Origin of the sequence: Ruegeria sp. HKCCA5491, from assembly GCF_013034565.1 — a bacterium.
In the GTDB taxonomy this organism is placed as follows: Bacteria; Pseudomonadota; Alphaproteobacteria; order Rhodobacterales; family Rhodobacteraceae; genus Ruegeria.
Genome location: NZ_WQGG01000002.1, coordinates 191,240 through 216,747 on the forward strand (window position 1 = coordinate 191,240; position 25,508 = coordinate 216,747).

Genomic DNA, 25,508 nt, shown 5'->3' on the forward strand with positions numbered 1-25,508 from the left:
TCTTGTGATCCCGCGTCTTTGACGGAAACATGCGACCAGATCCACTTGGGTCTGGTCGTTTTTTGCAGGAGGGCGCGCATGTTGCTCGATCATCTGGCTGTTGCGGGAGAAACGCTTGAAGAAGCCACTGCTCATGTCGAGCAGGCACTGGGTGTTTCCCTACAGGACGGCGGAAAGCATGAGAAATTCGGAACCTATAATCGGCTTCTGGGTCTGGCGGATGGTCTGTACCTTGAGGCGATCGCGATTGACCCGTCCGCACCTCGCCCCGAACGGACGCGCTGGTTTGACCTTGACCGGTTTCAGGGAAGCCCGCGACTGACAAACTGGATTTGTCGTGTCCCGAACATTGAAGCATCGCAGGATGTGTTCCCTGACGGCGTTGGGCACCCCATTGACCTGACCAGAGGCGCGCTGCGCTGGCGTATGGCTGTTCCCCCAAGCGGGCGGCTACCGTTTGACAATCTGTTTCCCGCGCTAATCCAATGGCACGGTGACCTGCACCCGGCGCAGATGCTGCAAGATAGGGGATGCCGTCTGCGGCAGTTGATTGTGTTCCATCCCGAAGCACTGGAACTGGCAAAACTGCTGGGTGCTTTGGACCGCGTGGTATTTGATTCCGGCCCTGCCGCGATGCGTGCGGAATTTGAAACGCCCCATGGTCTACGCGTGCTGGAATGATCATCCGTCAGGCAAAAGTCGCGGACGCTGATGCCATTGCTGAGATCACCAATCAGATCATTCGGGATACGCTTGTGACCTTTACCACAGCCGAGCGGGATGTGGGCAGCATAGCAAGCGACATCCAAGCCCGTGGACCCGCTTTTCTAGTGTCCGAGTTGGAAGGGCAGGTTGTGGGTTTTGCCACTTACGGCCTGTTTCGCTCAGGTCCCGGATACGCCCAATGCCGGGAACACTCCATCCAACTGTTGCCCATGGCGCGTGGGCATGGCACTGGTCGCGCGTTAATGGCCGCGCTAGAGGCCGTGGCCAAGGACGAGGGCGTCCACGTTCTGGTTGCGGGAATATCGTCGGCAAACCCGGCGGCAATTTCGTTTCACGCGGCCGTCGGATTCGAAAAAGTTGGGTGCATGCCGGAAGTTGGGTCCAAGTGGGGCAAAAGGCTGGATCTTGTGCTGATGCAGAAAATTCTTGCCGCAGACCCATTGGTTGCACCTGACACCGGCGAATTGGGGCGCTAGGGTGCCCTCATGTCGATCTGGACCCGCATATCCGACGCGCTAAGCGCGCTTGCACAGGGCGAAAGCCTGACTGCTGTTTTTGAAATTCTTCGCACACCGCCTGAACGGTCGGTCGCGTTTACTATTGCTGTTATTGCGCTTGGTGCAAAAATGGCCAAGGCCGATGGGCAGGTGACGCGGGACGAGGTCACAGCCTTTCGTGATGTGTTCCAAATCGCGCGCGAGGATGAAGCCGATGCCGCCCGCGTTTTCGACATGGCCCGAACCGACGTCGCTGGGTATCAGGAATACGCCCGCAAGATCGCCGGAATGTTTGCCGATGACAGCACCACGCTCTGCGATTTGATGGAAGGACTGTTCCATATCGCGATGGCTGACGGGTTCTATCACCCGAACGAAAATGAGTTTCTGGAAGAGGTTAGCCGTATATTCGGGCAGACCGAAGCCCAGTTCCTTGCGCTGCGGGAAAGGTTTGTACCGGATGCGCCCAAGGATCCCTATACGGTGCTGGGCGTCCCGCGCGAAATGCCTTTGCCTGATATCCGCAAGGTCTGGCGGCAATTGGTGCGCGAAACTCACCCCGATGCAATGATTTCCCGCGGGGTCCCCGAAGAAGCCATTCGCCTGGCCGAAAAGAAGATGATCGACATCAATCGCGCCTGGGATCAGATCAACGGCGCCCGAGCCTGATACCCATGCGGTTGGCGACCTACAATATCGAGTGGTTTGCCAATCTTTTCGATCGTAAAGACCGGTTGATCTGCGATGATACATGGTCAGGCAGACATGATGTCACGACCGCCCAGCAGGTCGAAGCGATTGCCAAGGTCCTGACCGCAGTAGACGCCGACGCCATTTTGATTGTCGAAGCGCCGAATACCGGCAAAACTCAGAATACAGTCCGTGCCTTGCAGCGGTTTGCCGAGGTTTTTAACCTTCGAACAAGTCATGCGGTCATGGGGTTTCCGAACGACACGCATCAGGAGCTGGCCTTGCTGTATGATCCGGCCTGTCTTTCGGTACGCCACGATCCGATCGGTGATGATGGCACGCGATCGGATGCACCCCGTTTCGATTCGGTGTTTGAAATTGATCTCGATATCGACGCGACCAAGGATCAGGTTCAATTTTCAAAGCCTCCTATGGAGTTGGCCGTCAAAACTCGGGCCGGTGCTTTGTTTCGATTGATCGGAGCCCATTTGAAATCCAAGGCCCCGCACGGGGCCGGCAGTCGGGATGAAGCGGTCCGAATTTCAATCGCCAATCGCCGCAAGCAACTTGCGCAGGCGGTTTGGTTAGCGCGGCGGATCAAGACCCATATCGCCGATGACGAAGACGTCATTCTTTTGGGTGACCTGAACGACGGGCCGGGGCTTGATGAGTTTGAGAACCTGTTTGGGCGGTCTTCGGTCGAGATTCTGCTTGGGGCGGGGCTGTTCGACCCGAATGCAGCCACGGCATATGGGCCAGAGCCGGGTGTCGCGCCCTCGACCGCGCGTTTTCCAAGACCCAATACTGGTGGGCATCTTGAGGCGCTGCTGGACTACATCATGATCAGCGACAGATTGCGCGCGCACCGTCCCGAGTGGCGTATCTGGCACCCATTTCATGATCCGATCTGTAAAGCCCAAACAGACCTGCACGACGCGCTTTTGACAGCGTCGGATCATTTCCCGGTCACTTTGGATATAGACCTTTGATCTTTAATCAACTGCCTCAAACGCATATATCTTTTAGTATGAAAAACTTTGTTTCGATTTGTGCAGTCACACTGGCTCTGGCGACGCCTGCGTACGCAGAGGATGAAACCGGGCCGTCTTTGATGGAGCAGGGCGCAGAACTGTTCTTTGAAGGGCTGCGTCAGGAAATGGAACCGGCGCTGGAGGATTTGCTGGGATTGGCGGATCAGTTCGGTCCGGCCATGCAGTCGTTCTTTGAAGAAATGGGGCCGGCGTTGGCAGAGCTGGCGAGCGAGATTCAGGATTGGAGCGCATATGAAGCTCCGGAAATTCTGCCTAATGGTGATATCATCATCCGGAAAAAGCCGCCCGTGTCCGAAGATACTCCGGAACCAGAAATTGCCCCCGATCAATCCGAGGACCTGCCCGAAGGCGCGACCGATATCTGAGTTTTAGCCTTTTGTGATGACGCGCGTGTCAGATTTCAGCGCCGACGCTAGCGAATTCAGCCGGGCTTCGGCAACTTCGTTGAACAGCAGACAGGCCGATTTCGGCAGGTAAAGATCTAGCTGCCGCTTTTTGGGATAGAACCGCAATGTTCCCATCTTTGCGTTGCTTTGCATCCAGAGCATTGCGCCAAACCGCATGGCCTTGCCCAAAATTTCGGCCTGTTTCTGGTCCTTCTCGTTCAGCAATTCATAGAGGGGCGCGAACCTGTTGCCTTCGCGCTTGTTGCGGTACCTATGCTGCAGCGCAAGGCCGATGAAAACGCGTTCGGAATGTTTCAGCCCGCCTAGATTGGCACGTGTAACATTGTCAAAACAGACTTCCGCCCGATAGTCGGGATGGGCGCGCCAGCTTACGTCATGCAGAAGGCACGCAGCCTTGATCAGCCTGACTTGTGCAGGGGGGGCCGATTTGAAAAGCGGCATCACAAAGTCAAAGAGGTGTTTGCCAAACCCCGGAAGACGCGCGTCCTTGGCCTCGGAAAACCGGCTAGCTTCAATGAGCGGGTCGCGGTCTCGCAAGACTTGCGGCATTTGTTCGTAAAGCAGGCCCTCGCGGATACCATAGCTGGAAATGGCGATGTCTTTGGGTTTGAACGTCCGAACCAGCCGCGCAAGCACGTCCATCGCATAGGGGATCAGAGACATCCGAGATCCCGAAACCCCGGCCAGGCTGCGCAGTTTCTCAGGGTCGCCCTTTTCGATGAACTTAATGGTTTCGCGAACTTGCGACGTCGTCATGCGGTATTCGTGCAAGACGTTCAGCGGATACCCCCGGCGCAGCATGTCCAGACGTGCGAACGCCCGCCAACTGCCCCCGACCAGAAACAGACGGTCACGTTGCGGGCCCATCTGGGCGCGCAGGTCTTCCATTGTCTCTTTGATGTGGGCCTTGCGCGCGCGTCGACCGCCCTTGATATCCCTCAGTTTAAGTGGGCCAAGGGCCGAGGTGACACGTCGTCCGACCTCTCCTCCGCCGATTTCGGCCAGCTCCATGGAAGATCCGCCAATGTCACAGATCAAACCATAGGCACCTGGCCACCCCAACAGGACACCCTGCGCAGACAGGCGCGCCTCTTCTTCGCCGTCGATTACCGATACCGTCAGGCCAGTTTGGTCGTAAACCTCTGCGCAAAACTCGGGTCCGTCCTCGGCCTCGCGCACGGCGGCAGTGGCTACGACATGTAACCCCGGAAGGCCCAGATCATCGGCCAGTTGGTTGAACCTCTGCAAGGCAGACAGCGCACGCACGCGCCCACGCGGGTTCAGGCGACCGGTTTCAGAAAGGCCAGCGCCAAGTTCGCACATGACTTTTTCATTGTAGAAATACGCCGGAGATCGCGCGGCCCCGTCAAAGATCACCATCCTGACCGAGTTTGAGCCGACATCAACAACACCCACACGCGACAGGGCGCGGGCCTCGGGGTCATCGAACAGAGGTTTTCCGAAAGGCCCCCAGTCGGGGATGTCGGTTTCGACGGTCTGATCCATGTCTCTTCCAGATATTCCGGGCTTAGAATGCGAAATCGCCGTGTGCGGGTCAATTACCAGATTGGAATTCATCGCGCTCTGAACTTAGGACACGCACGGCCAAAGCCCGCGTAATTTCACGTTTTTCCGACAACGCCAATTGGTCCAGTTGCGCCACGACACTGGCGGCTGTCTCGAAGCGTCTGTCCATGTGCTTGACCAGATAGGCAATGACCTCGGGGCCGGGGTTCAGTTGCCTGTCGACAAATAGCTTGGCCAGAACCGCCCCCAACAGCGCGTCATCCGGCGGGTCTAGGGCGACATGATGTGCGCCTTCAATTCGGCTTTGCAGATCGGGCAGGGGCAATTCCCAGAACTTCGGAGCCATACGCCCTGTCATCAGCAGGGCATTTCCTTCGGCCAGAACCAGATTGTGCAGGTGAAACAGCGTTTTCTGCTGCTCGATATCACCAGCGATCATGGGCACATCTTCGACGGCTATCGCTGATTGGGCAAGGGTGGGCACGTCGTCGTGCGTGATGTCCTTCGCCTGTACAATGCGCCCGCCCGTTTCGGCAGCCCAGACATGGGCCAGATGCGTCTTGCCTGCCCCGGCGGGACCGCTGAGGACCAGCTTATTTCCCGGCCATGACGTTGCCGAAATCATGGCAACGGCCAGCGCGTTTGCCGGGGAAACGAAAAAATCCTCTCGCCCCAGCGCGGTCTTGGCCGGAAGATCAAAGCTCAGTTGTTGGGCCATTTATTCGTCTTTCTGGTCAGCCTGTTCGGCGCTTGCTAAACCGGTGTATAGCCGGCTTTCCAGATAGATCGACGTGGCAAACCGTGCCAGTACGCCCAACGCCGCCGCGACCGGGACGGCAATCAGCATGCCGACAAATCCGAACAAGGCCCCGAAGACTGACAAGGCCAGCAGCAACCACACCGGGTGCAGCCCGACTGAATTGCCGACCAATTTCGGGGTCAGAAAGTTGCCCTCGGTCACCTGACCCAACGCAAATATCCCGGCGACCAGGCCAATTTGCACCCAATCCCCCCAGAACTGAAACAGGGCCAATCCAATGGCCAGCATGCCGCCGATGAGCGCACCGAGATAGGGAATAAAGGTCACCAGCCCGGCGATGAATCCTACGACAAGGCCGAATTGCAATCCCACGGCCATCAGCGCAACGGCATAATATGTACCAAGGATCAGGCAGACCGTGCCCATGCCGCGCACGAACGAGGCAAGGACGTCGTCAATTTCCCCGGCAAGCCGTTTGATGGTGGGGGCATGATCGCGTGGCAGCAGTTCTCCGATACGGGCGACCATGCGATCCCAGTCCAGCAGCAAGTAAACAGCAACAACCGGCACGATCACCAGCAGAACAACCACATTGATGGCCGAGCTGAACGATGCGGCGACAGACTGCAGCACGTCGCCGGACTTGGATTTCAGCGTTTCCCCCAACGACACAAGAAATTGGTGCGAGCTGGATTCGCGGTCCAGAAGCGAGGGGAACTGTTGTTCGATGAAACCGCGAAGCTGCTTGATCAGGCTGGGCAGGACCTCGATCAATTCGATCAACTGCGTGACGAGCGCTGGCACGACCATCAGCACCATCAGGACAAAACCCAATACGCCAACGACCGTTATCAGTCCGGTTGCCGCGATCCGCGACAGGCCCCACCCCTCAAGCCGGTCGGCGACGGGATCCAGAAAATAAGCAATTGCACCACCGATTACAAAAGGCAGCAAAACGTCGCCAAGTGCCCATAACAGAAGCACAAAAATCGCCGCAGCAATGCCCCAGTATCTGAGTTGATCCTTCACGGGCAAAGCCATGCTCATCCCCTTTTTATCGGTTCTTGGACAAGTTATTGGCTTATGAACGCCTGCGATGCAAGCGTTTCATTTCTTTGGACTATTGGCGCGGTTAATCGCCTAGCGTGCCCAGTTCGGGCGTCTGATCGTGGGCTAATTCGTCGGGCCAGTTTGTGCGCCAAATTTCAGCAGACCAATGGCCGCAATGGACCGAGGGACGATCAAAGCCGTCGAGGGGGTCCAATAATGGCGAAACAACCACATCATAGCGTGGTACTGCGAAATAGGGGAACGAGTATCGCTCTTTTCCCGAGCGATTAACGACCCGGTGAGGCGTCGACTTAAGCCTGCCGCCTGACCACAGCTCCAGCATGTCGCCGATATTCACGATAAACCCATCCGGTGGGCAGTCCGGGGTGATCCATCCTCCGTCGCGGGTCTGCACCTCCAACCCGCCGACCGGATCTGGCGCGATGATCGTCAAGGCGTCAGTATCCTTGTGCGGATGAATGCCGTAACCGCCTTCGTCAGCGGCCTGGGGCGGATAGTGCAGTAGGGTCATATTGGTCATCGGAGTGTGAAATGCCTTGCGTAACACCTTGTCTTCCAATCCAAACCCCGCTTCTAGCGCGGCCAGCAATACGTCAGTGACATCATCCAGTTGGGCCCAATAGTCCAGAATGATCCCACGGGCTTCTGGCACTTCCCTAGGCCAGATGTTGGGGCCATACAGACTGCAATCCGTCCGGACAGTTGCGTCAGGGGCAACGTCATAGTGCAGCTTATAGCCTTCGTATTTGTCTGCTTTGCCCGTCCCGTCATTTGGGGTGAAAAACCCCATGGGGATATATCCCCTGTAATTCTCGCGCGTGATCGCCTGATCCCATTTCGAGGTTTCTTCGACAGCAAAGATTTCCCGGACACAGGCACGTACTGTCTTTACGGTCTCGGGCTCAATTCCAGTGCCGGTGATGGACAGAAAACCGATGCCGGTGCAGGCGTCGATGACTCGATCCACTGTTTGCCCATAGAGCGGGTGGTCCGGTTCAAACAGCGGTGCGATGTCTATCGTCGGGATGTGATCCATCAGTGTATCCTGACGCCCTGGCGGTCCAGTTCCTTGTGAACGGGGGTCAGGTTCATGTCGTGAACGTCCTGATTGCTTTTCAGTGATAGCGCGGCGGCGATTCCCGCGCCTTGCCCCATAACGGCGCAGCACGCCATGTTGCGTGTAGCCGCATGTGCCACCTTGTCTGATCCGTGCGAACGCCCCGCGACCAGCAGGCCCTTGATCCCCTTGGGCAGCATGGACCGGTACGGTATCTGCATATACCGCCCCGTCGTTGGCAGGATCAGGATGCCGTACCCGTCGATGAATTCGGGGTAGATGCCGATGGTATCTTCGAACCGACCCTGATGGCGGGCGTCATCCTCGGTCATGTTATAAAACGCGTCGATCTTGCGGGTGTCGCGGATGCCGATGGTCATACCGAAATTCCGCAGCCGTGCGTTTTCACAGCCCGGCATAAAGCGACGCAGCGCCTCGATGGCCAGCATGGATTGGCGGCGGCCCTCGATCTCACCCTTAGTCAGGCTGTCGGGATCGGTGCCGTCAATCTCGGCCAGGTGGATGAGGTTCATATAGGTCAGCTCACCCGTATCGTGCATCGCGCCCCACGTGCCCGCGATGGTGTTCAGATGCGGTGGGATCATCCCCGCATCAATCGCTTGCTGGAACGGTTTGTGAACGAAGGGCGAGAACATGTCGTCTTCTTTGCCCGAGGTCTCGATGTTCCACTCACCGCCGCCGCCCCAGTCCTTGTAGGTCTGCGGATCGGCCTTCACGCCTTCCATAAAGGCGCGTTTGTCGACACCGGCCAGATGGAACATGACCGAGGCGGCCATCATATCCTCGCGCGCCGTTTTGTGGGTGGGGGCACCGGCGCGGTGGGCGACATCGGCGTCGCCGGTGGCGTCAATTACCACGCGGGCCAGAATCGCCTCGCGCCCGGCTTTGGATTCGGTGATGATGCCGGTGATCCGGTCGCCGTCCATGATGGGGGCGACGAACTGACGGTGCAGCATGGGGTGCACGCCCGCCTCTTCGACCAGTTTGTCAGCCACCAGCTTGAAGCCTTCGCTGTCCAGCTCATAGCTAAGTGACTGGCTTTCCGGCACTGCCGCGCCCATGTCCTTGGCTCGGGTCTCGAACTCCATACCGATACCGCCTGCCTCGACTGTTTGTTCATGGCGATACCACGCGAACCCCTCAACCCCCACGGCGGTGATATTGCCGCCCATGCAGCCGAACCGATCGACCAAAGACACCTCGGCTCCGGCACGCGCGGCGGCCAGCGCAGCGGCAAGCCCGGCAGGGCCGGAACCCACAACCAGAACATCCGTCTGGTGGACAACAGGAATTTGGCGGGCGGGTTCCGAGATTGTCTGCATCGCGGCCTCTTGCTTTTACATTCCCGTCACATTTGAGTTTCCTGACTGGCGGGTCAATAAAAAATGCGACTGACCCGAGGTCGCAAAAACACCAATGCGTGATTGCCCCCGGCGAGGCTTTGGCATAATCACCTTGCAGCGAAATTCTCACCTTTGAAGGTCACCCAATGCGCCTCAGCCGTTACTTTCTGCCCGTTCTCAAGGAAAACCCCTCCGAGGCTCAGATCGTCAGCCACCGGCTGATGCTGCGCGCGGGGATGATCAAGCAGGCATCCGCTGGGATTTATTCCTGGTTGCCGTTGGGCTTCAAAGTGCTGCGCAAGCTGGAAAACATCATCCACGAAGAGCAGGCGCGCGCGGGCCACATCGCGATCCAGATGCCGATCATCCAATCGGCAGACCTGTGGCGCGAATCCGGGCGCTATGATGACTACGGTCAGGAAATGCTGCGGATGAAGGACCGGCACGACCGGGATATGCTGTTCACACCCACCGCCGAGGAACTGGTGACCGATATCTTTCGTGGGCACGTCAACAGCTACAAAGACCTGCCGCTGACGCTCTATCAGATCCAGTGGAAATTCCGCGACGAAATCCGTCCGCGTTTCGGCGTGATGCGGGGGCGCGAGTTCTACATGAAGGACGGCTACAATTTCGACCTGACCAAAGAAGACGCGCTGCACGCTTATAACCGCCATCTGGTCAGCTATCTGCGCACATATGAACGTATGGGCCTGCAAGCCATCCCGATGCGCGCGGATTCTGGCCCTATCGGCGGCGATGATACCCACGAATTCCTTGTGCTGGCCGACACCGGTGAATCCGAGGTCTTCTATGACAGCGCCGTAACCGACCTGAGTTTTGGTGATCGTCAGATTGACTATGACGACCGTGATCAATGTCAGGCGATTTTGGAGGAGTTCACCTCGAAATACGCGCGCACCGATGAAACCCACGACGAGGCGCTGTTTAATCAGGTGCCCGAGGACCGCCGCCGCGTGGCGCGCGGGATCGAAGTGGGGCAGATCTTCTACTTTGGCACCAAGTATTCGGAAGCCATGGGCGCAACCGTTCAAGGCCCCGATGGTAAACCGACCCCTGTTCACATGGGCAGCCACGGCATCGGCGTCAGTCGCCTGATTGGCGCGATCATCGAGGCCAGCCATGACGACAAGGGCATCATCTGGCCCGAGGGCGTGACGCCGTTCCATTGCGGGATCGTGAATCTCAAGCAAGGTGACGAAGAAGCTGACGCCGCTTGTGACAAACTCTACGCTGCGCTGACCGCTCTGGGGCTTGAGCCGCTTTATGATGACCGCAACGAACGGGCAGGGGGCAAGTTCGCGACTATGGACCTGATCGGTCTGCCGTGGCGCATCACCGTTGGTCCGCGCGGTCTGAAAAACGGTGTGGTTGAACTGACCTGCCGCCGCACCGGGGAAAGCGAAGAGCTTAGCCCAGAGGCCGCCGTTACGAAAGTTGCCGAAATCTATGAGCAAATCGCTTGAACAGCACCCCGGGCCGCTGATCTCGGTCGTTACTGTAACCAGAAACCTGATCGAAGCGGGGCGGGGTGACCAAGTCCTTGCCGCGCTTGACAGTGTGCAGGCGCAGACGTTCCGCAACGTTGAGCATGTGGTCTGGGACGGTCAGTCCACCGATGGCACGCAAGAGCTGCTTGAGGGCGCGATTCAAAAGATCGAAAAATCAGGCGATCTGATCCCGGTGCGGTATTTCTGTGAGGCGGACAAAAGCCTTTATGATGCGATGAACCAAGCGGTTGCGCGTTGTGCCGGGGAATATGTGCTGTTTCTGAATTCTGATGACTTGATCGCGGATGCAGACAGCCTAGCGAATGTCCAGAAAGCCATCGTGCCCGGGAAGCCTGATTTTGTTTATGGGGAAACGGTTTTCTTTGACGATGAAGGCAACCGGCGCCACGCGCGCCGACTGACGCCAAAGTCCATTCTTCAACGTCTGCCATTCGGTCACAATGCGATGGTCCTGAAAAGATCTCTGTTCTTGGAAATGGGTGGACATGACCTGCAGTTTCAGATTGCTGCGGATTACGACATGGTTTTGCGGATGATTTTGTCCGGCCATTCCGGTCATCGGTTACAGATGCCGGTGTCTCTGTTTCGGATTGGTGGGGTGTCTGCGGACACCGATGCCGCGGGTGCTGAAATGGCCGCGAGTTGGTTCAAGAACTATAGCCAGTTCTGCGATATGTCCCGATATACGGATGAAGATCGACTGGGGTGGTACAGACAAGGCCATCTGCCGGTTCGGGTGTCCGGTGCTATTTTGATGAAATCCCTGTCGAAGCCTGCGATCGCACGCGCTGCGCTATACAGCCTGTCAAAGACACTAAGACGCAAAGCTCAATTCTGGCGCAGCTACTAGCCGCGCTGTGCGTCCGGCCGTTCAGAAAGAATTTCGCCATCGGCGCTGTTGTTGCCACGTGCAACGACGATCGGACGTCCCAGACGTTTGACCAGTTCTTTGAACTCGAACCCTAGAAAACGAATCCCGCAAACACGTTCGTCCGTCGTGCGATCTGTGATGCACATCCGCCCTTCGCGAAAGGCGAGGCGGTAACCTTTATCTCTTAGGATATCGGACAAATTTGCCCAGCTTGCCGCAGTATCGAATATCGGGCGGATGGTTGCGCGCAATAGCGCAGCGGTTTCGCAATCCAACTCTGAAGATGCATTTCGGACCAATATCGGGTCCATCAATTCCGTACTACTCTTTACTAACATGAGCGTCTCCCGCTCTGAAAATGGTATCCCCCTTAAACCTAGGGTGACAAAGTTTCTGAAAATAAGCAAAAGGCGAAACAAAGTTGCTTGATGAATGTTGCATTTCGAGTTCAGTCGTTCACGCAACTGCCACATTGGCTTCATAGCTGAAACAATTGGTGTTTGTCTGTGAAGGGCGTCACAACCAAAGGTGTAGGAAGTAGCGTGACTCTCTCCTTTTGGCGGAGAGGGTGTTCTGGCTTCACGGGTGATTCGCGCCGGGTCAGAAGGCTCTGTTGCCCATCCGGGCCCAGGTGGCGCATAACGAACTTGACCATCGGGTGAAATGCCGAAAGGGTCGCGCCAAGTAATAAGAACCGGAGCAGACATGGCCACGACGCCCCCGCCCTTTGCCCCCTTTGAATGGAAGATCGCCTGGCGGTACCTGCGCGCGCGCCGTGCGGAAGGTGGCGTAAGTGTCATGACGTGGATCTCGCTGATCGGGATCACACTGGCGGTCTTCGCTCTGATCGCGACATTGGCGGTGCGGTCTGGTTTCCGATCAGAATTCGTGGGGACCATTCTGGGGGCCAATGCGCATGTCACGGTTTACTCGGCCGGAGAGATGGATGCGCAAGGCCGCTTGGACCGCACCATCGCGGATTATACAGACATGGCTGGGCGTATTGCAGAGGTCCCCGGAGTGAACCGAGCCGCGCCTTTGGTTAAAGGGCAGGTGTTGATCACCAACCGCGACCGCAGCAGCGGGGTCGAAGTGTTTGGTATTCAGCCCGATGACCTGCTTGATCTGCCGGGGGTGGCCGAAAGTGAGCAGGCCGCCGGCGATCTTTCGCAATTTCAGAACGGCGAGGATGTGATCGCCATCGGATCGGGGGTGGCCCGCAGCATCGGCGCGACCGTTGGGGACACGGTCAAACTGACGTCGCCCAACGGCGTGAAGACCGCGTTTGGTACGTCGCCGCGGGTTAATGCCTATCGCGTGGTATATGTGTTTTCGGCCGGGCGCTATGACATCGATCGCACACGTGTATACATGCCGTTCGAGCAGGCGCAGGGCTTTTTTAACCGCGAAGGTGTCGCTGACGAGATCGAAGTCATGGTGGATCAGCCCGAAGAGCTGGACCCAACCATATATCTGATCTTGCAGGCCGCTGGAGAAAACAGCCGCATCTGGACATGGCAGGACGCATCAGGCGGGTTTCTGCGCGCGCTTGAAGTCGAGGACAACGTCATGTTTATCATCCTGTCGATCCTTGTGCTGATTGCCGCGATGAACATTGTGTCCGGGTTGATCATGCTGGTCAAAAACAAGGGTCGGGACATCGGAATTCTGCGAACAATCGGCCTGAGTGAAGGGTCGGTGCTTAGGGTGTTTTTTATCTGCGGGGCCTTTACGGGGATCATCGGCACCGGGATGGGTGTGGCGTTGGGGTGTTTGTTTGCGATCTATATTGATCCGATTTTCAGTTTTGTGAACTTTGTTATGGGCGGCGGGGTCTGGGATCCATCCATACGCGGGATTTACGCTTTGCCCGCCGAGTTGCACTTGGTCGACGTGTTGAAGGCGGTTGGATTGTCTCTGGGTCTGTCCTTTTTTGTCACCTATTTCCCGGCCCGTCGCGCGGCGCGGCTGAACCCGGTAGAGGCGCTGCGCTATGAGTGATATCACGTTGCGGTTGGACGGTCTGACCAAGACCTACCTGAAAGGAACGCCGGGCGAGGTGCAGGTTCTGCGCGGTGTTGATCTGGACCTGCGCGCGGGTGAGGCGGTTGCGCTTGTCGCGCCGTCGGGTGCCGGTAAATCGACCCTCTTGCATATCGCCGGTTTGCTGGACACGCCCGATGCGGGGACGGTGGAAATAGCCGGGCAAAGTGTCACCGGAAAAGGCGACCGCACCCGTACCGCGCTCAGGCGGCAGGATGTCGGGTTCGTCTATCAGTTTCACCATCTGTTGCCCGAGTTCACGGCGCTTGAGAATATTATCCTGCCGCAACTGGCCAACGGCGTTTCGGAAAAAGTTGCTCAGAACAGAGCGATGACCCTTTTGGACCGCGTAGGTGTTGCCGCCCGCGCGGATCACCGCCCCGCAGCCCTGTCGGGGGGCGAGCAGCAGCGGGTGGCGTTTTGCCGTGCTTTGGCCAACAAACCCCGCGTTTTGCTGGCCGATGAACCCACAGGCAATCTGGACCCTGAGACATCGGATCAGGTGTTCGACGCGCTGATGGCGTTGGTGCGGGACGAGGGGCTTTCAGCCCTGATCGCGACGCACAATATGGATCTTGCGGCGCGGATGGACCGCAAGCTGCGGCTGGATGGTGGTGTGCTTAAGCCAGTTGAGTAATTGCGACCCCGGCCGCCATAACTGCGATGCCGCCCGCGCGAATCCAGGTCAAAGGTGTGACCTGCGCGCCAAACAGCCCAAAGTGGTCGATGGCGGCCGCGCTGATTAACTGCCCCACAAGCACGAAAAACACCGCGTTGCCAACGCCGAAATGTGGCGCGACATGGGTGATCGACAGGACGTAAAAGGCGATCAGGACGCCGCCCAGCAAAAGGTGTTTGGGGGCGTCAGTGACTTTGGACAATGCGCTGACACCGGGAAACAACAGCATCACCAAAGCGGATGACAGAAAGGCGATGGCAAACAGGATCACTGCGGCGGTGGTGGGTGAGCCGATCAGCTTTCCCAACGCCGCGTTCAGGGCCGCAAGGATAGGCACACCAATCCCGGCTGCCAGCATAATAGCTGCGTATTGTGTCATCGCCCGAACCCTCCTGCTTCGTTGATCTGGATCATTGCGCCAAGCGGGCCTTCGGGCAAGCCTGCAAATGTCAATCGCGACAGGAGGATAGGATGACCAGACGGATACTCGGGGCTGTTTCTTTAGGGCTGATGGCGGTGGCCTCTCAGGCAGTCGCCCAGGACGTTGAGACCGGGGCCGAACTTTATCAGCACTATTGCGCGACCTGTCACGGGATCGACGCAACAGGTCATGGGCCTATGGCCGGCGTTTTGGTTATTCAACCGACCGACCTGACCCAGCTTTCCGGTGACGGCGGAGTGTTCCCTACGGCCCGGGTTGTTGCCCGCATTGACGGGCGCGACCCTCTGGTCAGCCACGGCAGCCCGATGCCGGTATACGGGCCTTATTTTGACGGGCAGGACACCTCAATGAAAACACCTGAAGGTCAGCCTATCTTAACCAGCCAGCCGATTGTTGATCTGGTCGCGTATCTTGAGACGATTCAGGGTGGCTGATTTTTAGCGGCAGATGCCTTCAACCTTTGCCTCGGACCAAGGGATAACCACGGCTCGTTCCCGTTCTTGCTTTGGCAATGGCGACAGGTCGAAATGCTGGCCCAGCATTTCGTGCAACCGCATTGTACGCGGAGCGGTCGGGTCCAGCGCCCGGCAGCACACATATTCCTCGACAATCGCGCCCTGTTGTTCAAACCCGTAGGAAAGGAAATCAGGCGAGGTATCCAGATCAAACAGGTAGGGGTCCTTGTTGCCGCCATGCTCGGCCGCCGCCCGCAAGGGGTGATATCCCGTTGTCTTGCGGTTCTGCCACTGCCAGACATGGGTCAGTTCGTGGGCCAGAAGCATCGCGGCGATCAGGTCCATTTGTTCCGGAAAGTCAGACATATAGTCTTCCAGATACCATTCGCGTGTGAAGTAGACGCGATTGAACAGGGCAACGGCTGCGGGTTTCGCTGTTACAACACCTTCCTCAGCCGGGGGTAGAATACGTTCCCGGCAGGCAAGGCGTGGTCGCTTTTCACGATAAAACGTAATTGGCGCGACCGGGGCGCCCTCGACCAGTCGCACGCTTTCAAGATTCAGCGTGTCGCCCTGAACAGCGCTGGCAAAGGCTACCTCCTGATCCGTCAGCGGCCGTCCACAGGAGGCAAACAGCAATAGAAACGTCATCAAAATAAGGCGCATCATGTTCAAAGCCTAGTGCGTTGCAATCACTCTGTAACCCGTTTTCATACACTCATTGCCAAAACACGGCTGATTTCGGTTAGCGACCGGCCCGATTGGTCCATCCAGACATTGAACGCATCCTGAACGGCAATCATCGCTTTCTTGGACGTCGGGGCCTTGTCCACAACCCCTTCTGCAATCAGCCGGGCGGTCACGTCCTGCGAAAGGATGAAACTGTCGCGCCCGGCAAACCGCATGGCGTATTGGGCCGAGGCCCCACCCAGACGCGACCCTCGCTTGCCCAGCATCGTTAGCAATCCGATGAAATCTGTCGAAGGCCATCCGCCCAGCACCTTGCCTGCACCCCCTTCTTGCCGCAGTTCAAGAAGAAAGGCCGCATTGTCTCTGACGGTCGCGATTTTTGTACCGTTTCGCACGATTCGGGTGTCTTGCAGCAGCGAGTCGAACTTTTCGTCATCCATGAAAGCACAGCGCCCGACATCGAACCCATCAAAGGCCGCTTCAAAGCCATCCCATTTGGCCTCAATGACTTTCCAGTTGAACCCAGCCTGAAAGATGCACTTGGTTATGATCGCAAGCCAGCGGTCATCCGGAACCGCATCAAGTTCATCTATGGTTTTGGGTTTGCTGAGTTTTTGATCCAACGCGCCGTGACCGCCATGCCGTTTAGCTGCTATGGAAAAGATCTCGTCGAAATGATGCATAAAAAACGCCCTCCGACCTCAGGGTCGTGTTTATGTGCCGGTGATGCAAGGCATGTACGGAAGATCAATTCTTGGGCGAGGGTCAGAAAATCACTCAATACTTAAAAGAAATGCTCGACAAACTGTACGATTTTGGTTTGTGATTGACTCGTCAATCAACTTCCCGCCTCGATGAATATGGCGTAAACACAAGGGGTGGGGCGCGGCGCATAGTGAAAGGCGGGGAATCAGGTGGGATTTCGATCATGGCGACCCAGCCATGCATCAAACTGTTCACTTTCCTTTCCTAGCCAAATTTGTGCATGTTGCGACATGGTATTGTCATGCGACAAGCTTTCCGGCGTGCGATCGCGCCGGTCTGGGCAAAGAATAGAAGACAGGGAGAATGTCGATGAAAAAACTGAGTGTAAGCCTTTTGGCGATGACGGTAGCCGGATCTGCATACGCAGCCGATATGGGCGCTGTGGACGAACCGATCAGACTGGCGATCAATGAATGGACCGGCCAGCATGTCACGACACATGTTGCCGGTGAGATGCTCAAGGCCGCGGGCTATAACGTGGAATATGTCACTGCAGGCATGATGAACCAGTTCCAGGCGTTGGCCGATGGCGATATCGATGCAACGCTGGAGATCTGGTCGTCGAATGTCTCGGATGAGTATGCCAAAAAGGTTGAGGAAGGCACCGTCGTTGAAATCGGTGATCTGGGCCTCGATGCCAAGGAAGGCATTGCGTATCCCGCGCACGTGGCCGAACTGTGTCCGGGCCTGCCTGCCTGGGAAGCCCTGAAAGACTGCGCGCAGGTCTTTGCAACTGCGGAAACGCTGCCCGGCGGTCGTTTGGTGGATTACCCGGCCGATTGGGGCACCCCCGGCGCGGACCGGATGACTGGCCTGGAACTGCCGTTCAAAGCCGTTCCTGCCGGGTCTGAAGGCGCGCTGATTGCCGAACTGCGTGCCTCGACCGAGCGTAAATCGCCGTTGCTGATCACTTTCTGGCAGCCGCATTGGGCGATGTCGGCCTATGACGTGCAATTCGTCGAGCTGCCAGCAGGTGAAGAAGCGTGCTTTAACGACCCATCCTGGGGGCCGAACCCGAACGCGGTAAACGACTGCGATTTCTCGCCCTCCCGCATCTTCAAGGCAAGCTGGAGCGGCATGGAAGACAAATGGCCTGCTGCTTATGAGATCCTTACCAACTATCAACTGGCGGTCGAAGACCAGCAGCCGATGATGGGCGCGATTGACGTCGACGGCGGTAAAGTTGAAGAAGTTGTCGCGGCATGGATGGCCGAGAACGAAGGCAAGTGGCGTCCGGTCGTTGACGCAGCAACGCAGTGAGCCAGCCTAAGTGACTGACGCTAAAATGCCAGCCATCGCCTGCCAGAACCTCTGGCAGGTTTTTGGCCAAGGTGCTGACAAGGCCCTGACCGACGCGCTGTCTCGGTCAGGGAATGACGCCGACAAGGCCGCCTCGGATCTGAGGGAACATGGCTTCATCCCTGCCGTGCAAGACGCCAATTTCGAGGTCAAAGAGGGCGAGCTGTTCGTCATCATGGGCCTGTCGGGCTCAGGCAAGTCGACGCTGATCCGCTGTATCTCGCAATTGCTTCCCGGCACGGGTGGCGAAATCCGCGTGGATGGTGAGAATGTCATGGGCGCGTCGAAAAAGGTGCTGACGGACTTGCGCCGCAAAAAGCTGGGCATGGTGTTCCAGCATTTCGGCCTGTTCCCGCATATGACCGTTGCCGAAAACGTCGCTTACCCGCTGCGCGTGCAGGGCGTGGGTAAAAAAGAACGTCTGACCCGCGCGCAGGAAGTGATCTCGTTGGTCGGTCTTGAGGGGCGCGAGGACAGCTTCCCCCGGCAGCTGTCCGGTGGTCAGAGGCAACGTGTGGGCATTGCGCGGTCTTTGGCCGTGAACCCCGATATCTGGTTTTTGGATGAGCCGTTCTCGGCACTCGATCCCCTGATCCGTCGCCAGTTGCAGGATGAGTTCCTGCGCATTCAGGCGACGTTGAAGAAATCCATCGTCTTTATCACTCACGACATTCAAGAGGCGCTGAAGCTGGCCGACCGCATCGCCATCATGCGCGATGGCAAGATCGTTCAGATCGGGACACCGACGGACATCGTTCTGCGCCCGGTCGATGACTATGTGCGCGAATTCTCGAAAGACGTCGCCAAGGGCCAACACGCCAAGGTCGCCTCGGTCATGCGTGATGAATCCGAGCGTGGCCCGGATGATCCCGGTTTGACCACCAGTATGACGCTGGACGCCGCGCTGGCGCATTGCATGGAGCTGTATGAGCCCGTACCTGTGCGGGATGAGGCAGGCAATATCGTTGGCACGGTCCACCCGTCCGACCTGGCTGCGGCACTTCAGGTGGACGAGACATGACCGCGATGACCGACGTTCCCGCGCAGGCGCGTCTAACGATTGGGGCCAAGGCCGCGCTTATTACCGCTGTGGTCGGCGCGCTGTGCCTTGCGCTTGAGGGCATTGCCCCGTGGTTGGTCAAATGGCCCACCGCGTGGGAGCTGCCCGCAACCCAGTGGGTCGGAGCCTTTCTGGACTGGTTCCTGAACGGCATCAAACCGGCGATGCGATTGTTCTCGGACCTGATGACCTATCCAATGGATGCGGCCAATTTCGTGCTGGGGAATACCCCGTGGCCGATCCTGATCGGGCTTGTCACCGCGCTGGGCTGGTATCTTGGCGGGTTGCCCATGGCGGCGCTTGGATTTTTTGGCCTGACATTCGTACTTGCCTCGGGCTATTGGGCCGAAAGCATGAACACACTGGCGCTGGTTGCTGTCTCAGTTCCCGTGGCGCTGGTTGTGGGGGGCGGGATCGGTATTCTTGCCAATGAAATCCCCCGCGTGAAGAGTTTTGTTCAGGCCGTGCTGGATGTGATGCAGACGGTGCCGACCTTTGCCTATCTAACGCCGCTTTTGCTGCTGTTCGGCTTTGGCCCGGTGGTGGGTCTGATCGCCTCGGCCATCTACGCCGCACCGCCCATGGCGCGGAACGTGATGCTGGGGCTGGAACGGGTAGAGCCCGAAATCAAAGAGGCTGCCATCATGTCTGGCGGCACGCGGTTCCAGCAACTGTTTCAGGTGGAAATCCCGGCGGCGGCAACGCAGATCATGGTCGGTGTGAACCAGTGCCTGATGGCGGCGCTTTCGATGGTGATCATCGCGGCCGTAATCGGTGGCTTCAATGATATCGGTTGGGAGGTTCTGCTGACCATGCGCAAGGCGCAGTTCGGCGAATCCCTGATGGCCGGTCTTGTGATCGTGGTCTTCGCCGTCGTCATCGACCGGATGAGCGGGACGTTGGCGACCGAGCGCAAACGCTATGACCAGCGTGTCGTCTGGGCGGTTCTGGGCTTTACCGTGCTGTTCACGGCCGCCTTCTGGCTGTGGCTGCCGAACCCGTCCGAGCTGACCCTGCTGGACCCGATGGCCGAGGCGATCGACAGTGGCCTGACCGCCTTTACGCAGGCCAACGGCCCGTGGCTGGATGCGCTCAAGAACAATTCTCTGTTCTACGTGCTGCTGCCGCTGCGGATTGGCTTGGATCAAGCGGTGCTGCCCTTCACATGGGGATTCCAGTGGACGCCGGGCATGAGCTATGGCCTGTTCATCGTTGCCGCCGTCATCGCCGCGCTGATGGCATGGCGCGGGCATCTGACCGGAGGGTTGGTCGTGCTGATCCTGATCGGCATGTTGGAAACCGGCATCGCAAACCTTCCGTGGCCCTTCGTTCTGACCGGGGCTGCCGCGCTCAGCTATGTCGCGGGCGGCTGGCGACTGGCGGCGCTCTCGGTGGGGCTGCTTTGCACCATCCTTGTGTCAGGCCTGTGGGAGCGCGCTTTGCTGTCGCTCTACCTCAGCGGTGCGGCGGTGTTTTCCTGCGCCGTGGTCGGCGGGCTGATCGGTCTGGCCAGCGCCGTATGGGAACCCGTCTGGAAAATCGTCCGACCCGTTTGTGACATGCTGCAGACGATCCCTTTGTTCGTGTTCCTGATCCCAGTGCTGATGGTGTTCCAGATCGGAGAGTTCTCGGCCTTTCTTGCGATCTGCGCCTACGCGATCGTGCCAATGATCCGCTACACCCGGCATGGGCTGGTCAACACGCCCGAGGAAATGATGGAGGCCGCGATCTCTAGCGGCGCCACCGAGTGGCAGATCATGCGCGATGTTCGTGCGCCTTATGCTGCGCCGACCATTCTGCTGGGGCTGAACCAGACGATCCTTTATGCCTTTGCGATGCTGGTGATTGCGGCGCTGATCGGGACCACCGGTCTGGGCCAGTCGATTTATCTGGCGCTGGGGCAGGCGGATGTCGGACTTGGCATCTCGGCTGGTGCTGCGATGGCGATTCTGGCGCTGATCGCCGACCGCATGGTGCAGGGCTTTGCCGAAGAACGCCGCAAGGCGCTGGGATTATAAAAGGGCAGGGGCAGCGCGACTGCCCCGCCCCCGACTTGATTTCGGACAAGTTTCGCCCAGCCGCGCTGCCGTAAATCAGGTGCAGAATATACGGAGTCTATGATGATGGGCTGGGGACCTTTCTTTGCCGCGCTGATTGTATTTCTTCTGAGCCATATGATTCCAGCCCGGCCCGCTGTGCGCGGGTATCTGATCTCATTGCTTGGTCGGCGGGGGTATTACAGCGCATATTCTGTCCTGTCTCTGGTGGTTTTCGTCTGGCTGATCGTCGCAGCCGCCCACGCGCCTTATGTTGAGGTCATTCCGCCACTCGCGATCCTGAGGTGGATTCCGCTATTGTGTATGCCCGTTGTGTGCTGGTTGGCTGTCAGTGGTGTGTCTGTGCAAAACCCGTTCTCTTTCGGTGGCTTGGGTCATCGTCCGTTTGATCCCGAGAACCCCGGCATATTGCGCACCACCCGCCACCCTGTTCTGGCCGCCCTGATGCTGTGGGCTGTGGCACATCTGTTGGCCAATGGCAGCTTGTCACATGTGATCTTGTTTGGTTTGTTCGCTGGATTCGCAGGCATGGGTATGGCTGTGATTGATCGCCGCAAATCTCGCGAGATGGGGCCGGAATGGGTCCGTTTGTCCCGCAACACCGCGCGGCTGTCTCTGCGGGTCCCGCAGCCATGGCCACGTGCTTGGGTTTGGGTCGCGTCGCTGGCGGCGTACCTGGTTCTGCTTGGTGCGCACGAGTCTGTGATCGGACTTTCACCGCTGCCATAATGCAAAGAGTGGTCCGAGGGCGACTTGCGTGCTATCTGGAATGTCACAGTTTTATCAAGGGGTCTTTGAATGTACCTGGCCTACGTAACCACGACAGAGCGTGGCGCAACCGATCGACTGCTTAGCGCGGCTGCTGAGCAGTTGCTGAAAACCGGTGCACAGCTAGCGGGTGTCGTGCAAACCAACACCGAATGCGCGGACAGCAGCAAATGCGACATGGATGTTCGTGTTTTGCCCGCAGGCGAAACGATCCGCATTTCGCAGTCGCTGGGCGAACAGTCGCGTGGATGTCGTCTGGACCCCGCCGCACTAGAGCAGGCCGTGGGGTATGTCACTTCGTCACTGGCCGATGCACCTCAACTCTTGGTCGTGAACAAGTTCGGCAAACACGAAGCCGACGGGCGCGGTTTTCGCCCTGTTATCGCCGAGGCGCTTGCGCTGGACATTCCGGTTCTGGTTGGAGTGAATGGGTTGAACAGGGAAAAATTCGAAGCCTTCACCGATGGGGCAGCCGAACAGATCGCACCCGAGGTCGACGCGATCATCGAGTGGTTCGCCCGCGTAACAGCAGAGCGCGCGGCGGCCGCCTGATCTTAGTTGCCGTTGGGTAACCTGCTGGAAACCTGACTTGTTTTGGGGTCGATGTGCTGCAATCCTTCAATTGGGAGGAGATTGCAGATGTGGACCAACTGGGCAGGTGGCCAAAGCTCAAGCGCACCCATATTGCGCCCTTCTACCCTTGCCGAACTGCAACACGCTGTCGCACAACCTGACGGTATGCGCGTTGTTGGTGCGGGGCATTCCTTTACGCCGATCGTGGCTGGTGCGGATCGCATTCTGGATTTGTCCAACTTGAATTTACCGACATTGGGACAGGTCAGCGAAGACCGTGTCTGGGTAAACGCCAACGCGCGTTTGCGCGATCTTTCTCCGGCGTTGGCCGATCACGGGTTGGCCTTTCGCAACCTTGGGGACATCAACGCGCAATCGCTGGCGGGTGCGGCCGCGACCGCAACACACGGAACCGGCCGGGAATTACCCTGCATTTCCGCCGAAATCACCGCGGCCAGTTTTGTCGGGGCATGTGGAGACATCCTGTCGACCGAGGATATCCCCCTTGAGATGGCTCAGGTCTCGCTTGGGTTACTTGGCGTACTGACCGACGCGCAAATCGCCGTAATTCCGAAGTATAGCCTGCGTCGTCGTGTAACCTTGGTACCGCTTGAAGAAACGATTGCCAGCATGCACCAAAAATGGGCGGAGTTTCGGAATTTTGAGTTTTTCTACATCCCCTTCACCGGAAAGGCCGTTGAGATTTGCCATGAAATGACAGACGCGCCCGAGACCAAGGCCCCGCGCGATCTGGACATGATTGCGGTCAAGGTGCTGAAGCTGGCTAGAAACGCAGGACGCTACAGCAGCGGTCTGCGCAGTGCGCTACTTAAGCTGCTGACTCTGGCCCAGTCGGATGAGGATTACGTCGGCGAAAGCTGGCGCGTGCTATGCAGTGATCGCCACATTCGGTTCAATGAGATGGAGTATCACCTGCCGCCCGATGTCGCCGGGGATGTGCTTAGGGATGTGTTCACGCGTCTGCACCGTGACCATCCGGACATATATTTTCCGATTGAGGTCAGGCACACCGCGGGCGATACGGCCTGCATTTCTCCGTTTCAGGGTGGCCCGCGTGTTTCGGTTGCGATTCATACCGACGCCGCCGAAGATCACACGCGTTACTTTGCCGACATCGAGCCAATACTCCTTGAGGCCGGAGGGCGCCCGCACTGGGGTAAGATCCATAGTTTGACGTATAAAGAACTTTCGCGCCTGTATCCCGACTTCGACCGTTTCTGCGCGGTGAGAGAGCAATTGGACCCAAACGGAAAGTTTCTTACGTCCGCTTTGAACAAACTGTTCCGACCATGACGGCGGAATACCTACAAAACTTGTCCGCAGCGCTGCGTGACTATGGGGTGGATAAACCAGTGGCCGTGGTCGATCTTGATCGGCTCGACGCTAATTGTTCTCTGGCGGTTAGTTTGGCTGCTCAGGGCTTGGCAAGCCGTCTTGTGGCCAAATCCCTCCCATGTCTGCCGTTGCTGGATCACATTCGGGCGAAAGTTCCGGCATCAGGGCTCATGACCTTCTCCGAGCCTATGTTGTCGACGCTGCTGGACGCAGAGCCTGATACTGACCATTTGATCGGTAAGCCTTTGCCAATCAGTTCGGCGGCACGTGTACTGAAAAAGAACCCGACCGCGGCGGAACGTGTCCAATGGCTCATCGACACGGCTGAAAATCTGGATGCCTATCTGGGGTTGGCCCAAGCTCTCAATCTTCGGCTTCGTCTGTCGCTTGAGGTTGATATCGGCCTACACCGGGGCGGGTTGCGTCCTGAAGACATTCCTCAGATCGCGCAACGTATTGGCAGCCATCCCTATGCGACGTTGGCCGGGGTCATGGGGTATGAGGCGCATCTGGCCAAGCTGCCGCATGTTCTGAAATCCCGCGCCATGCGGTCCAGCGCAAGCGCATTCCAACGTGCAATAGTAGGGCTGCCAAATGCGGGTGAGGGGCTTTGCCTGAATACAGGGGGCAGCCTGACGTTCCAGTCCTATGCTGCTGGCAGCGCCGCAAATGAGGTCGCCTTTGGGTCCGTTCTGGTCAAGCCCACGGACTTTGACCACCCGACGACGGCAGCATTTCAACCAGCGGCCTTTATCGCCTCGCCAATCCTGAAGGTGATACAGGGCAACGCATTGCCGGGTTTGGACTTTCTGCCCAGATGGAAGACGGACTTGGCGATATTTGGCGGGCATTTTCTGGGACAGCCCGTGTTCCCAGACGGTTTTTCCTATTCGTCGATTTTCGGCCGATCAAGCAATCAGGAAGTATGGACCGGTCCCTTGGATTCCAGCGCGATACCTGGGGACATCGCCCTATTGCGACCAACGCAAAGCGAGGCGGTACTGAATCAGTTCGGGCCGCTTTTGGTTTTGAAAGGGGGGCAGGTGGTGGATGAATGGCAATGCCTGCCGAATTAACGGCCTGTTGAACTTTTTCACCATCTGAAGAAGATGGTGGGCGACCCTGGAATCGAACCAGGCGTGCGTCTCCGCGAGGGAGTTACAGTCCCGCGGATATCTCAATAAAATATGCGTTTATCTGAATCTGTTTCGGTAAGTATTCCGTATTTCCGTATACGGTACTTTGGTATTATGTTAAAAATATCGGGAGTATCGGCGGCGTTTACGGGAAAATAACGGCACCTATGACGAAAAACTCAACATCCTTCAAAAAGGGCGATCCTCGGACGGTTGCAGCGGCCAAAAAGGGCAAACGTGGGCCTGCGTTGGGCCTCAATCCCGGCGTATGGGAAGGCATACAGCGGTTAGCCCCAAAAGCATTGGCGGCGATTGAGGAACGTCTTGACGTTGATCAGGACATGACTGCGGCGCGCATGGTGCTGGATCGTGTTGCATCTACCGACCTGATCAAAGACGCGGAAATGAAGGAAGTCGTGTCTGCGCTTCAGGCGATGATTGCAGACCTGACTTCGGAGGTTGAACGCCTGCGGACTGAAAACGCGCGTGTCACATCGGAAAGGGACTTACTGCATGAAGCGGTCAGCCAAACAACGAAACCTTCTGGAAAGCGCACTCCAAACACTCGCGCGAACTAAAGCGGTTCTGGAATCTGGCCAGGTAGCCGATCCTGTTCACTGGGCGGAGACGG

At 57.8% G+C, this 25,508-nt stretch carries 27 protein-coding genes; 18 read left to right on the forward strand and 9 right to left on the reverse strand.

The genetic code is table 11. The features are described 5' to 3' along the window. Positions 1 to 78: 78 nt before the first annotated feature. From GOV88_RS04670 to GOV88_RS04690, 5 genes are read left to right on the forward strand one after another with little or no spacing between them, the layout of a single operon-like run. The gene (locus tag GOV88_RS04670) at positions 79 to 681 is read left to right on the forward strand and encodes a VOC family protein (protein WP_171239678.1); all 603 of its coding nucleotides are present in this window, start codon (positions 79 to 81) and stop codon (positions 679 to 681) included. Continuing rightward, entirely contained in the window at positions 678 to 1,202 is a 525-nt protein-coding gene (locus tag GOV88_RS04675; protein ID WP_171122418.1) for a GNAT family N-acetyltransferase, read from the forward strand. The genes GOV88_RS04670 and GOV88_RS04675 overlap by 4 nt, the downstream gene beginning before the upstream one ends. A gap of 9 nt (positions 1,203 to 1,211) precedes the next feature. Continuing rightward, the gene (locus GOV88_RS04680) at positions 1,212 to 1,892 is read left to right on the forward strand and encodes a molecular chaperone DjiA (RefSeq protein ID WP_171239679.1); all 681 of its coding nucleotides are present in this window, start codon (positions 1,212 to 1,214) and stop codon (positions 1,890 to 1,892) included. Positions 1,893 to 1,897: 5 nt separating this feature from the next. Next, positions 1,898 to 2,902: an endonuclease/exonuclease/phosphatase family protein gene (locus GOV88_RS04685; RefSeq protein WP_171239680.1), complete on the forward strand. Its 1,005-nt coding sequence runs from the start codon at positions 1,898 to 1,900 to the stop codon at positions 2,900 to 2,902. Between the two features lie 38 nt (positions 2,903 to 2,940). Then, positions 2,941 to 3,330 (forward strand): hypothetical protein, encoded by a 390-nt coding sequence (locus GOV88_RS04690; RefSeq protein ID WP_171239681.1) that lies wholly within the window; start codon positions 2,941 to 2,943, stop codon positions 3,328 to 3,330. Positions 3,331 to 3,333: 3 nt separating this feature from the next. Here the strand turns inward: GOV88_RS04690 and GOV88_RS04695 are convergent, their stop codons facing one another. The 5 genes from GOV88_RS04695 to GOV88_RS04715 form a co-directional block, all read right to left on the reverse strand. After that, positions 3,334 to 4,878 (reverse strand): Ppx/GppA family phosphatase, encoded by a 1,545-nt coding sequence (locus GOV88_RS04695; RefSeq protein ID WP_171120539.1) that lies wholly within the window; start codon positions 4,876 to 4,878, stop codon positions 3,334 to 3,336. Between the two features lie 49 nt (positions 4,879 to 4,927). Further along, positions 4,928 to 5,617, reverse strand: a complete 690-nt coding sequence (locus tag GOV88_RS04700; RefSeq protein WP_171120540.1) for a DnaA ATPase domain-containing protein — start codon at positions 5,615 to 5,617, stop codon at positions 4,928 to 4,930. Next, positions 5,618 to 6,700: an AI-2E family transporter gene (locus tag GOV88_RS04705; RefSeq protein WP_171239682.1), complete on the reverse strand. Its 1,083-nt coding sequence runs from the start codon at positions 6,698 to 6,700 to the stop codon at positions 5,618 to 5,620. Between the two features lie 91 nt (positions 6,701 to 6,791). After that, complete coding sequence (locus tag GOV88_RS04710; RefSeq protein ID WP_171239683.1) at positions 6,792 to 7,766, reverse strand: isopenicillin N synthase family oxygenase; 975 nt, start codon at positions 7,764 to 7,766, stop codon at positions 6,792 to 6,794. Further along, positions 7,766 to 9,130, reverse strand: coding sequence for an FAD-dependent oxidoreductase (locus tag GOV88_RS04715; protein WP_171239684.1), 1,365 nt, complete (start codon positions 9,128 to 9,130; stop codon positions 7,766 to 7,768). Before GOV88_RS04715 ends, GOV88_RS04710 begins: the two co-directional genes overlap by 1 nt. A 167-nt stretch (positions 9,131 to 9,297) precedes the next feature. Between GOV88_RS04715 and proS the strand changes: the two genes are divergently transcribed. Both proS and GOV88_RS04725 read left to right on the forward strand, forming a co-directional pair. After that, positions 9,298 to 10,638 carry a proline--tRNA ligase gene (gene proS, locus GOV88_RS04720; protein WP_171239685.1) on the forward strand — a complete coding sequence of 447 codons (1,341 nt, stop codon included), beginning with the start codon at positions 9,298 to 9,300 and terminating at the stop codon, positions 10,636 to 10,638. Beyond that, positions 10,622 to 11,533 (forward strand): glycosyltransferase family 2 protein, encoded by a 912-nt coding sequence (locus GOV88_RS04725; RefSeq protein ID WP_171239686.1) that lies wholly within the window; start codon positions 10,622 to 10,624, stop codon positions 11,531 to 11,533. The genes proS and GOV88_RS04725 overlap by 17 nt, the downstream gene beginning before the upstream one ends. Here GOV88_RS04725 and GOV88_RS20440 read toward each other — a convergent pair. Beyond that, the gene (locus tag GOV88_RS20440; RefSeq protein ID WP_254449167.1) at positions 11,530 to 12,261 is read right to left on the reverse strand and encodes a hypothetical protein; all 732 of its coding nucleotides are present in this window, start codon (positions 12,259 to 12,261) and stop codon (positions 11,530 to 11,532) included. The two genes, GOV88_RS04725 and GOV88_RS20440, sit on opposite strands and share 4 nt — an antisense overlap. Between GOV88_RS20440 and GOV88_RS04735 the strand changes: the two genes are divergently transcribed. Then, entirely contained in the window at positions 12,260 to 13,555 is a 1,296-nt protein-coding gene (locus GOV88_RS04735) for a lipoprotein-releasing ABC transporter permease subunit (protein ID WP_171120549.1), read from the forward strand. The genes GOV88_RS20440 and GOV88_RS04735 overlap by 2 nt on opposite strands. Next, complete coding sequence (locus tag GOV88_RS04740; RefSeq protein ID WP_171120551.1) at positions 13,548 to 14,234, forward strand: ABC transporter ATP-binding protein; 687 nt, start codon at positions 13,548 to 13,550, stop codon at positions 14,232 to 14,234. The genes GOV88_RS04735 and GOV88_RS04740 overlap by 8 nt, the downstream gene beginning before the upstream one ends. Here GOV88_RS04740 and GOV88_RS04745 read toward each other — a convergent pair. Beyond that, positions 14,218 to 14,655 carry a DMT family transporter gene (locus GOV88_RS04745; RefSeq protein WP_171120553.1) on the reverse strand — a complete coding sequence of 146 codons (438 nt, stop codon included), beginning with the start codon at positions 14,653 to 14,655 and terminating at the stop codon, positions 14,218 to 14,220. The two genes, GOV88_RS04740 and GOV88_RS04745, sit on opposite strands and share 17 nt — an antisense overlap. A 92-nt stretch (positions 14,656 to 14,747) precedes the next feature. Here GOV88_RS04745 and GOV88_RS04750 point away from each other — a divergent pair, with 92 nt between their 5' ends. Then, positions 14,748 to 15,152 carry a c-type cytochrome gene (locus tag GOV88_RS04750; RefSeq protein ID WP_171120555.1) on the forward strand — a complete coding sequence of 135 codons (405 nt, stop codon included), beginning with the start codon at positions 14,748 to 14,750 and terminating at the stop codon, positions 15,150 to 15,152. Positions 15,153 to 15,155: 3 nt separating this feature from the next. Here GOV88_RS04750 and GOV88_RS04755 read toward each other — a convergent pair whose 3' ends face one another. Then, on the reverse strand, positions 15,156 to 15,842 hold the full coding sequence (locus tag GOV88_RS04755; protein ID WP_171120557.1) for a hypothetical protein: 687 nt from the start codon (positions 15,840 to 15,842) through the stop codon (positions 15,156 to 15,158). A 41-nt stretch (positions 15,843 to 15,883) separates the two neighbouring features. Continuing rightward, complete coding sequence (locus tag GOV88_RS04760) at positions 15,884 to 16,546, reverse strand: DNA-3-methyladenine glycosylase I (protein WP_171239687.1); 663 nt, start codon at positions 16,544 to 16,546, stop codon at positions 15,884 to 15,886. A gap of 391 nt (positions 16,547 to 16,937) precedes the next feature. Between GOV88_RS04760 and GOV88_RS04765 the strand changes: the two genes are divergently transcribed. The 8 genes from GOV88_RS04765 (at position 16,938) to GOV88_RS04800 (ending at position 25,455) form a co-directional block, all read left to right on the forward strand. Next, positions 16,938 to 17,888: an ABC transporter substrate-binding protein gene (locus GOV88_RS04765; RefSeq protein WP_171239688.1), complete on the forward strand. Its 951-nt coding sequence runs from the start codon at positions 16,938 to 16,940 to the stop codon at positions 17,886 to 17,888. 10 nt (positions 17,889 to 17,898) lie between these two features. Continuing rightward, on the forward strand, positions 17,899 to 18,948 hold the full coding sequence (locus tag GOV88_RS04770; protein WP_171122444.1) for a betaine/proline/choline family ABC transporter ATP-binding protein: 1,050 nt from the start codon (positions 17,899 to 17,901) through the stop codon (positions 18,946 to 18,948). Further along, positions 18,945 to 21,005, forward strand: coding sequence for a proline/glycine betaine ABC transporter permease (locus GOV88_RS04775; RefSeq protein ID WP_171239689.1), 2,061 nt, complete (start codon positions 18,945 to 18,947; stop codon positions 21,003 to 21,005). The genes GOV88_RS04770 and GOV88_RS04775 overlap by 4 nt, the downstream gene beginning before the upstream one ends. A gap of 102 nt (positions 21,006 to 21,107) precedes the next feature. Next, a complete protein-coding gene (locus tag GOV88_RS04780) occupies positions 21,108 to 21,773 on the forward strand; it encodes an NnrU family protein (protein WP_171239690.1) in 666 nt (221 codons plus the stop codon). A gap of 69 nt (positions 21,774 to 21,842) precedes the next feature. Next, positions 21,843 to 22,364, forward strand: a complete 522-nt coding sequence (locus GOV88_RS04785; RefSeq protein WP_171120569.1) for a DUF2478 domain-containing protein — start codon at positions 21,843 to 21,845, stop codon at positions 22,362 to 22,364. Positions 22,365 to 22,451: 87 nt separating this feature from the next. After that, positions 22,452 to 23,699, forward strand: coding sequence for a D-arabinono-1,4-lactone oxidase (locus tag GOV88_RS04790; RefSeq protein ID WP_171239691.1), 1,248 nt, complete (start codon positions 22,452 to 22,454; stop codon positions 23,697 to 23,699). Then, positions 23,696 to 24,817 carry an alanine racemase gene (locus GOV88_RS04795; RefSeq protein WP_171239692.1) on the forward strand — a complete coding sequence of 374 codons (1,122 nt, stop codon included), beginning with the start codon at positions 23,696 to 23,698 and terminating at the stop codon, positions 24,815 to 24,817. Before GOV88_RS04790 ends, GOV88_RS04795 begins: the two co-directional genes overlap by 4 nt. A gap of 227 nt (positions 24,818 to 25,044) precedes the next feature. After that, positions 25,045 to 25,455, forward strand: a complete 411-nt coding sequence (locus tag GOV88_RS04800) for a hypothetical protein (RefSeq protein ID WP_171239693.1) — start codon at positions 25,045 to 25,047, stop codon at positions 25,453 to 25,455. The last annotated feature ends 53 nt before the right edge of the window (positions 25,456 to 25,508 follow it).

Excerpts from the sequence above, each read along its gene's own strand:
- GOV88_RS04795 (WP_171239692.1), top strand. The coding sequence starts at position 23,696 with ATGACGGCGGAATACCTACAAAACTTGTCCGCAGCGCTGCGTGACTAT.
- GOV88_RS20440 (WP_254449167.1), bottom strand. The coding sequence starts at position 12,261 with ATGTCTGCTCCGGTTCTTATTACTTGGCGCGACCCTTTCGGCATTTCA.
- GOV88_RS04685 (WP_171239680.1), top strand. The coding sequence starts at position 1,898 with ATGCGGTTGGCGACCTACAATATCGAGTGGTTTGCCAATCTTTTCGAT.
- GOV88_RS04705 (WP_171239682.1), bottom strand. The coding sequence starts at position 6,700 with ATGGCTTTGCCCGTGAAGGATCAACTCAGATACTGGGGCATTGCTGCG.
- GOV88_RS04675 (WP_171122418.1), top strand. The coding sequence starts at position 678 with ATGATCATCCGTCAGGCAAAAGTCGCGGACGCTGATGCCATTGCTGAG.
- GOV88_RS04735 (WP_171120549.1), top strand. The coding sequence starts at position 12,260 with ATGGCCACGACGCCCCCGCCCTTTGCCCCCTTTGAATGGAAGATCGCC.
- GOV88_RS04775 (WP_171239689.1), top strand. The coding sequence starts at position 18,945 with ATGACCGCGATGACCGACGTTCCCGCGCAGGCGCGTCTAACGATTGGG.
- GOV88_RS04715 (WP_171239684.1), bottom strand. The coding sequence starts at position 9,130 with ATGCAGACAATCTCGGAACCCGCCCGCCAAATTCCTGTTGTCCACCAG.
- GOV88_RS04800 (WP_171239693.1), top strand. The coding sequence starts at position 25,045 with ATGACGAAAAACTCAACATCCTTCAAAAAGGGCGATCCTCGGACGGTT.
- GOV88_RS04765 (WP_171239688.1), top strand. The coding sequence starts at position 16,938 with ATGAAAAAACTGAGTGTAAGCCTTTTGGCGATGACGGTAGCCGGATCT.
- GOV88_RS04725 (WP_171239686.1), top strand. The coding sequence starts at position 10,622 with ATGAGCAAATCGCTTGAACAGCACCCCGGGCCGCTGATCTCGGTCGTT.
- GOV88_RS04670 (WP_171239678.1), top strand. The coding sequence starts at position 79 with ATGTTGCTCGATCATCTGGCTGTTGCGGGAGAAACGCTTGAAGAAGCC.
- GOV88_RS04780 (WP_171239690.1), top strand. The coding sequence starts at position 21,108 with ATGATGGGCTGGGGACCTTTCTTTGCCGCGCTGATTGTATTTCTTCTG.
- proS (WP_171239685.1), top strand. The coding sequence starts at position 9,298 with ATGCGCCTCAGCCGTTACTTTCTGCCCGTTCTCAAGGAAAACCCCTCC.
- GOV88_RS04790 (WP_171239691.1), top strand. The coding sequence starts at position 22,452 with ATGTGGACCAACTGGGCAGGTGGCCAAAGCTCAAGCGCACCCATATTG.
- GOV88_RS04695 (WP_171120539.1), bottom strand. The coding sequence starts at position 4,878 with ATGGATCAGACCGTCGAAACCGACATCCCCGACTGGGGGCCTTTCGGA.
- GOV88_RS04745 (WP_171120553.1), bottom strand. The coding sequence starts at position 14,655 with ATGACACAATACGCAGCTATTATGCTGGCAGCCGGGATTGGTGTGCCT.
- GOV88_RS04710 (WP_171239683.1), bottom strand. The coding sequence starts at position 7,766 with ATGGATCACATCCCGACGATAGACATCGCACCGCTGTTTGAACCGGAC.
- GOV88_RS04760 (WP_171239687.1), bottom strand. The coding sequence starts at position 16,546 with ATGCATCATTTCGACGAGATCTTTTCCATAGCAGCTAAACGGCATGGC.
- GOV88_RS04755 (WP_171120557.1), bottom strand. The coding sequence starts at position 15,842 with ATGATGCGCCTTATTTTGATGACGTTTCTATTGCTGTTTGCCTCCTGT.
- GOV88_RS04690 (WP_171239681.1), top strand. The coding sequence starts at position 2,941 with ATGAAAAACTTTGTTTCGATTTGTGCAGTCACACTGGCTCTGGCGACG.
- GOV88_RS04700 (WP_171120540.1), bottom strand. The coding sequence starts at position 5,617 with ATGGCCCAACAACTGAGCTTTGATCTTCCGGCCAAGACCGCGCTGGGG.
- GOV88_RS04785 (WP_171120569.1), top strand. The coding sequence starts at position 21,843 with ATGTACCTGGCCTACGTAACCACGACAGAGCGTGGCGCAACCGATCGA.
- GOV88_RS04750 (WP_171120555.1), top strand. The coding sequence starts at position 14,748 with ATGACCAGACGGATACTCGGGGCTGTTTCTTTAGGGCTGATGGCGGTG.
- GOV88_RS04680 (WP_171239679.1), top strand. The coding sequence starts at position 1,212 with ATGTCGATCTGGACCCGCATATCCGACGCGCTAAGCGCGCTTGCACAG.
- GOV88_RS04740 (WP_171120551.1), top strand. The coding sequence starts at position 13,548 with ATGAGTGATATCACGTTGCGGTTGGACGGTCTGACCAAGACCTACCTG.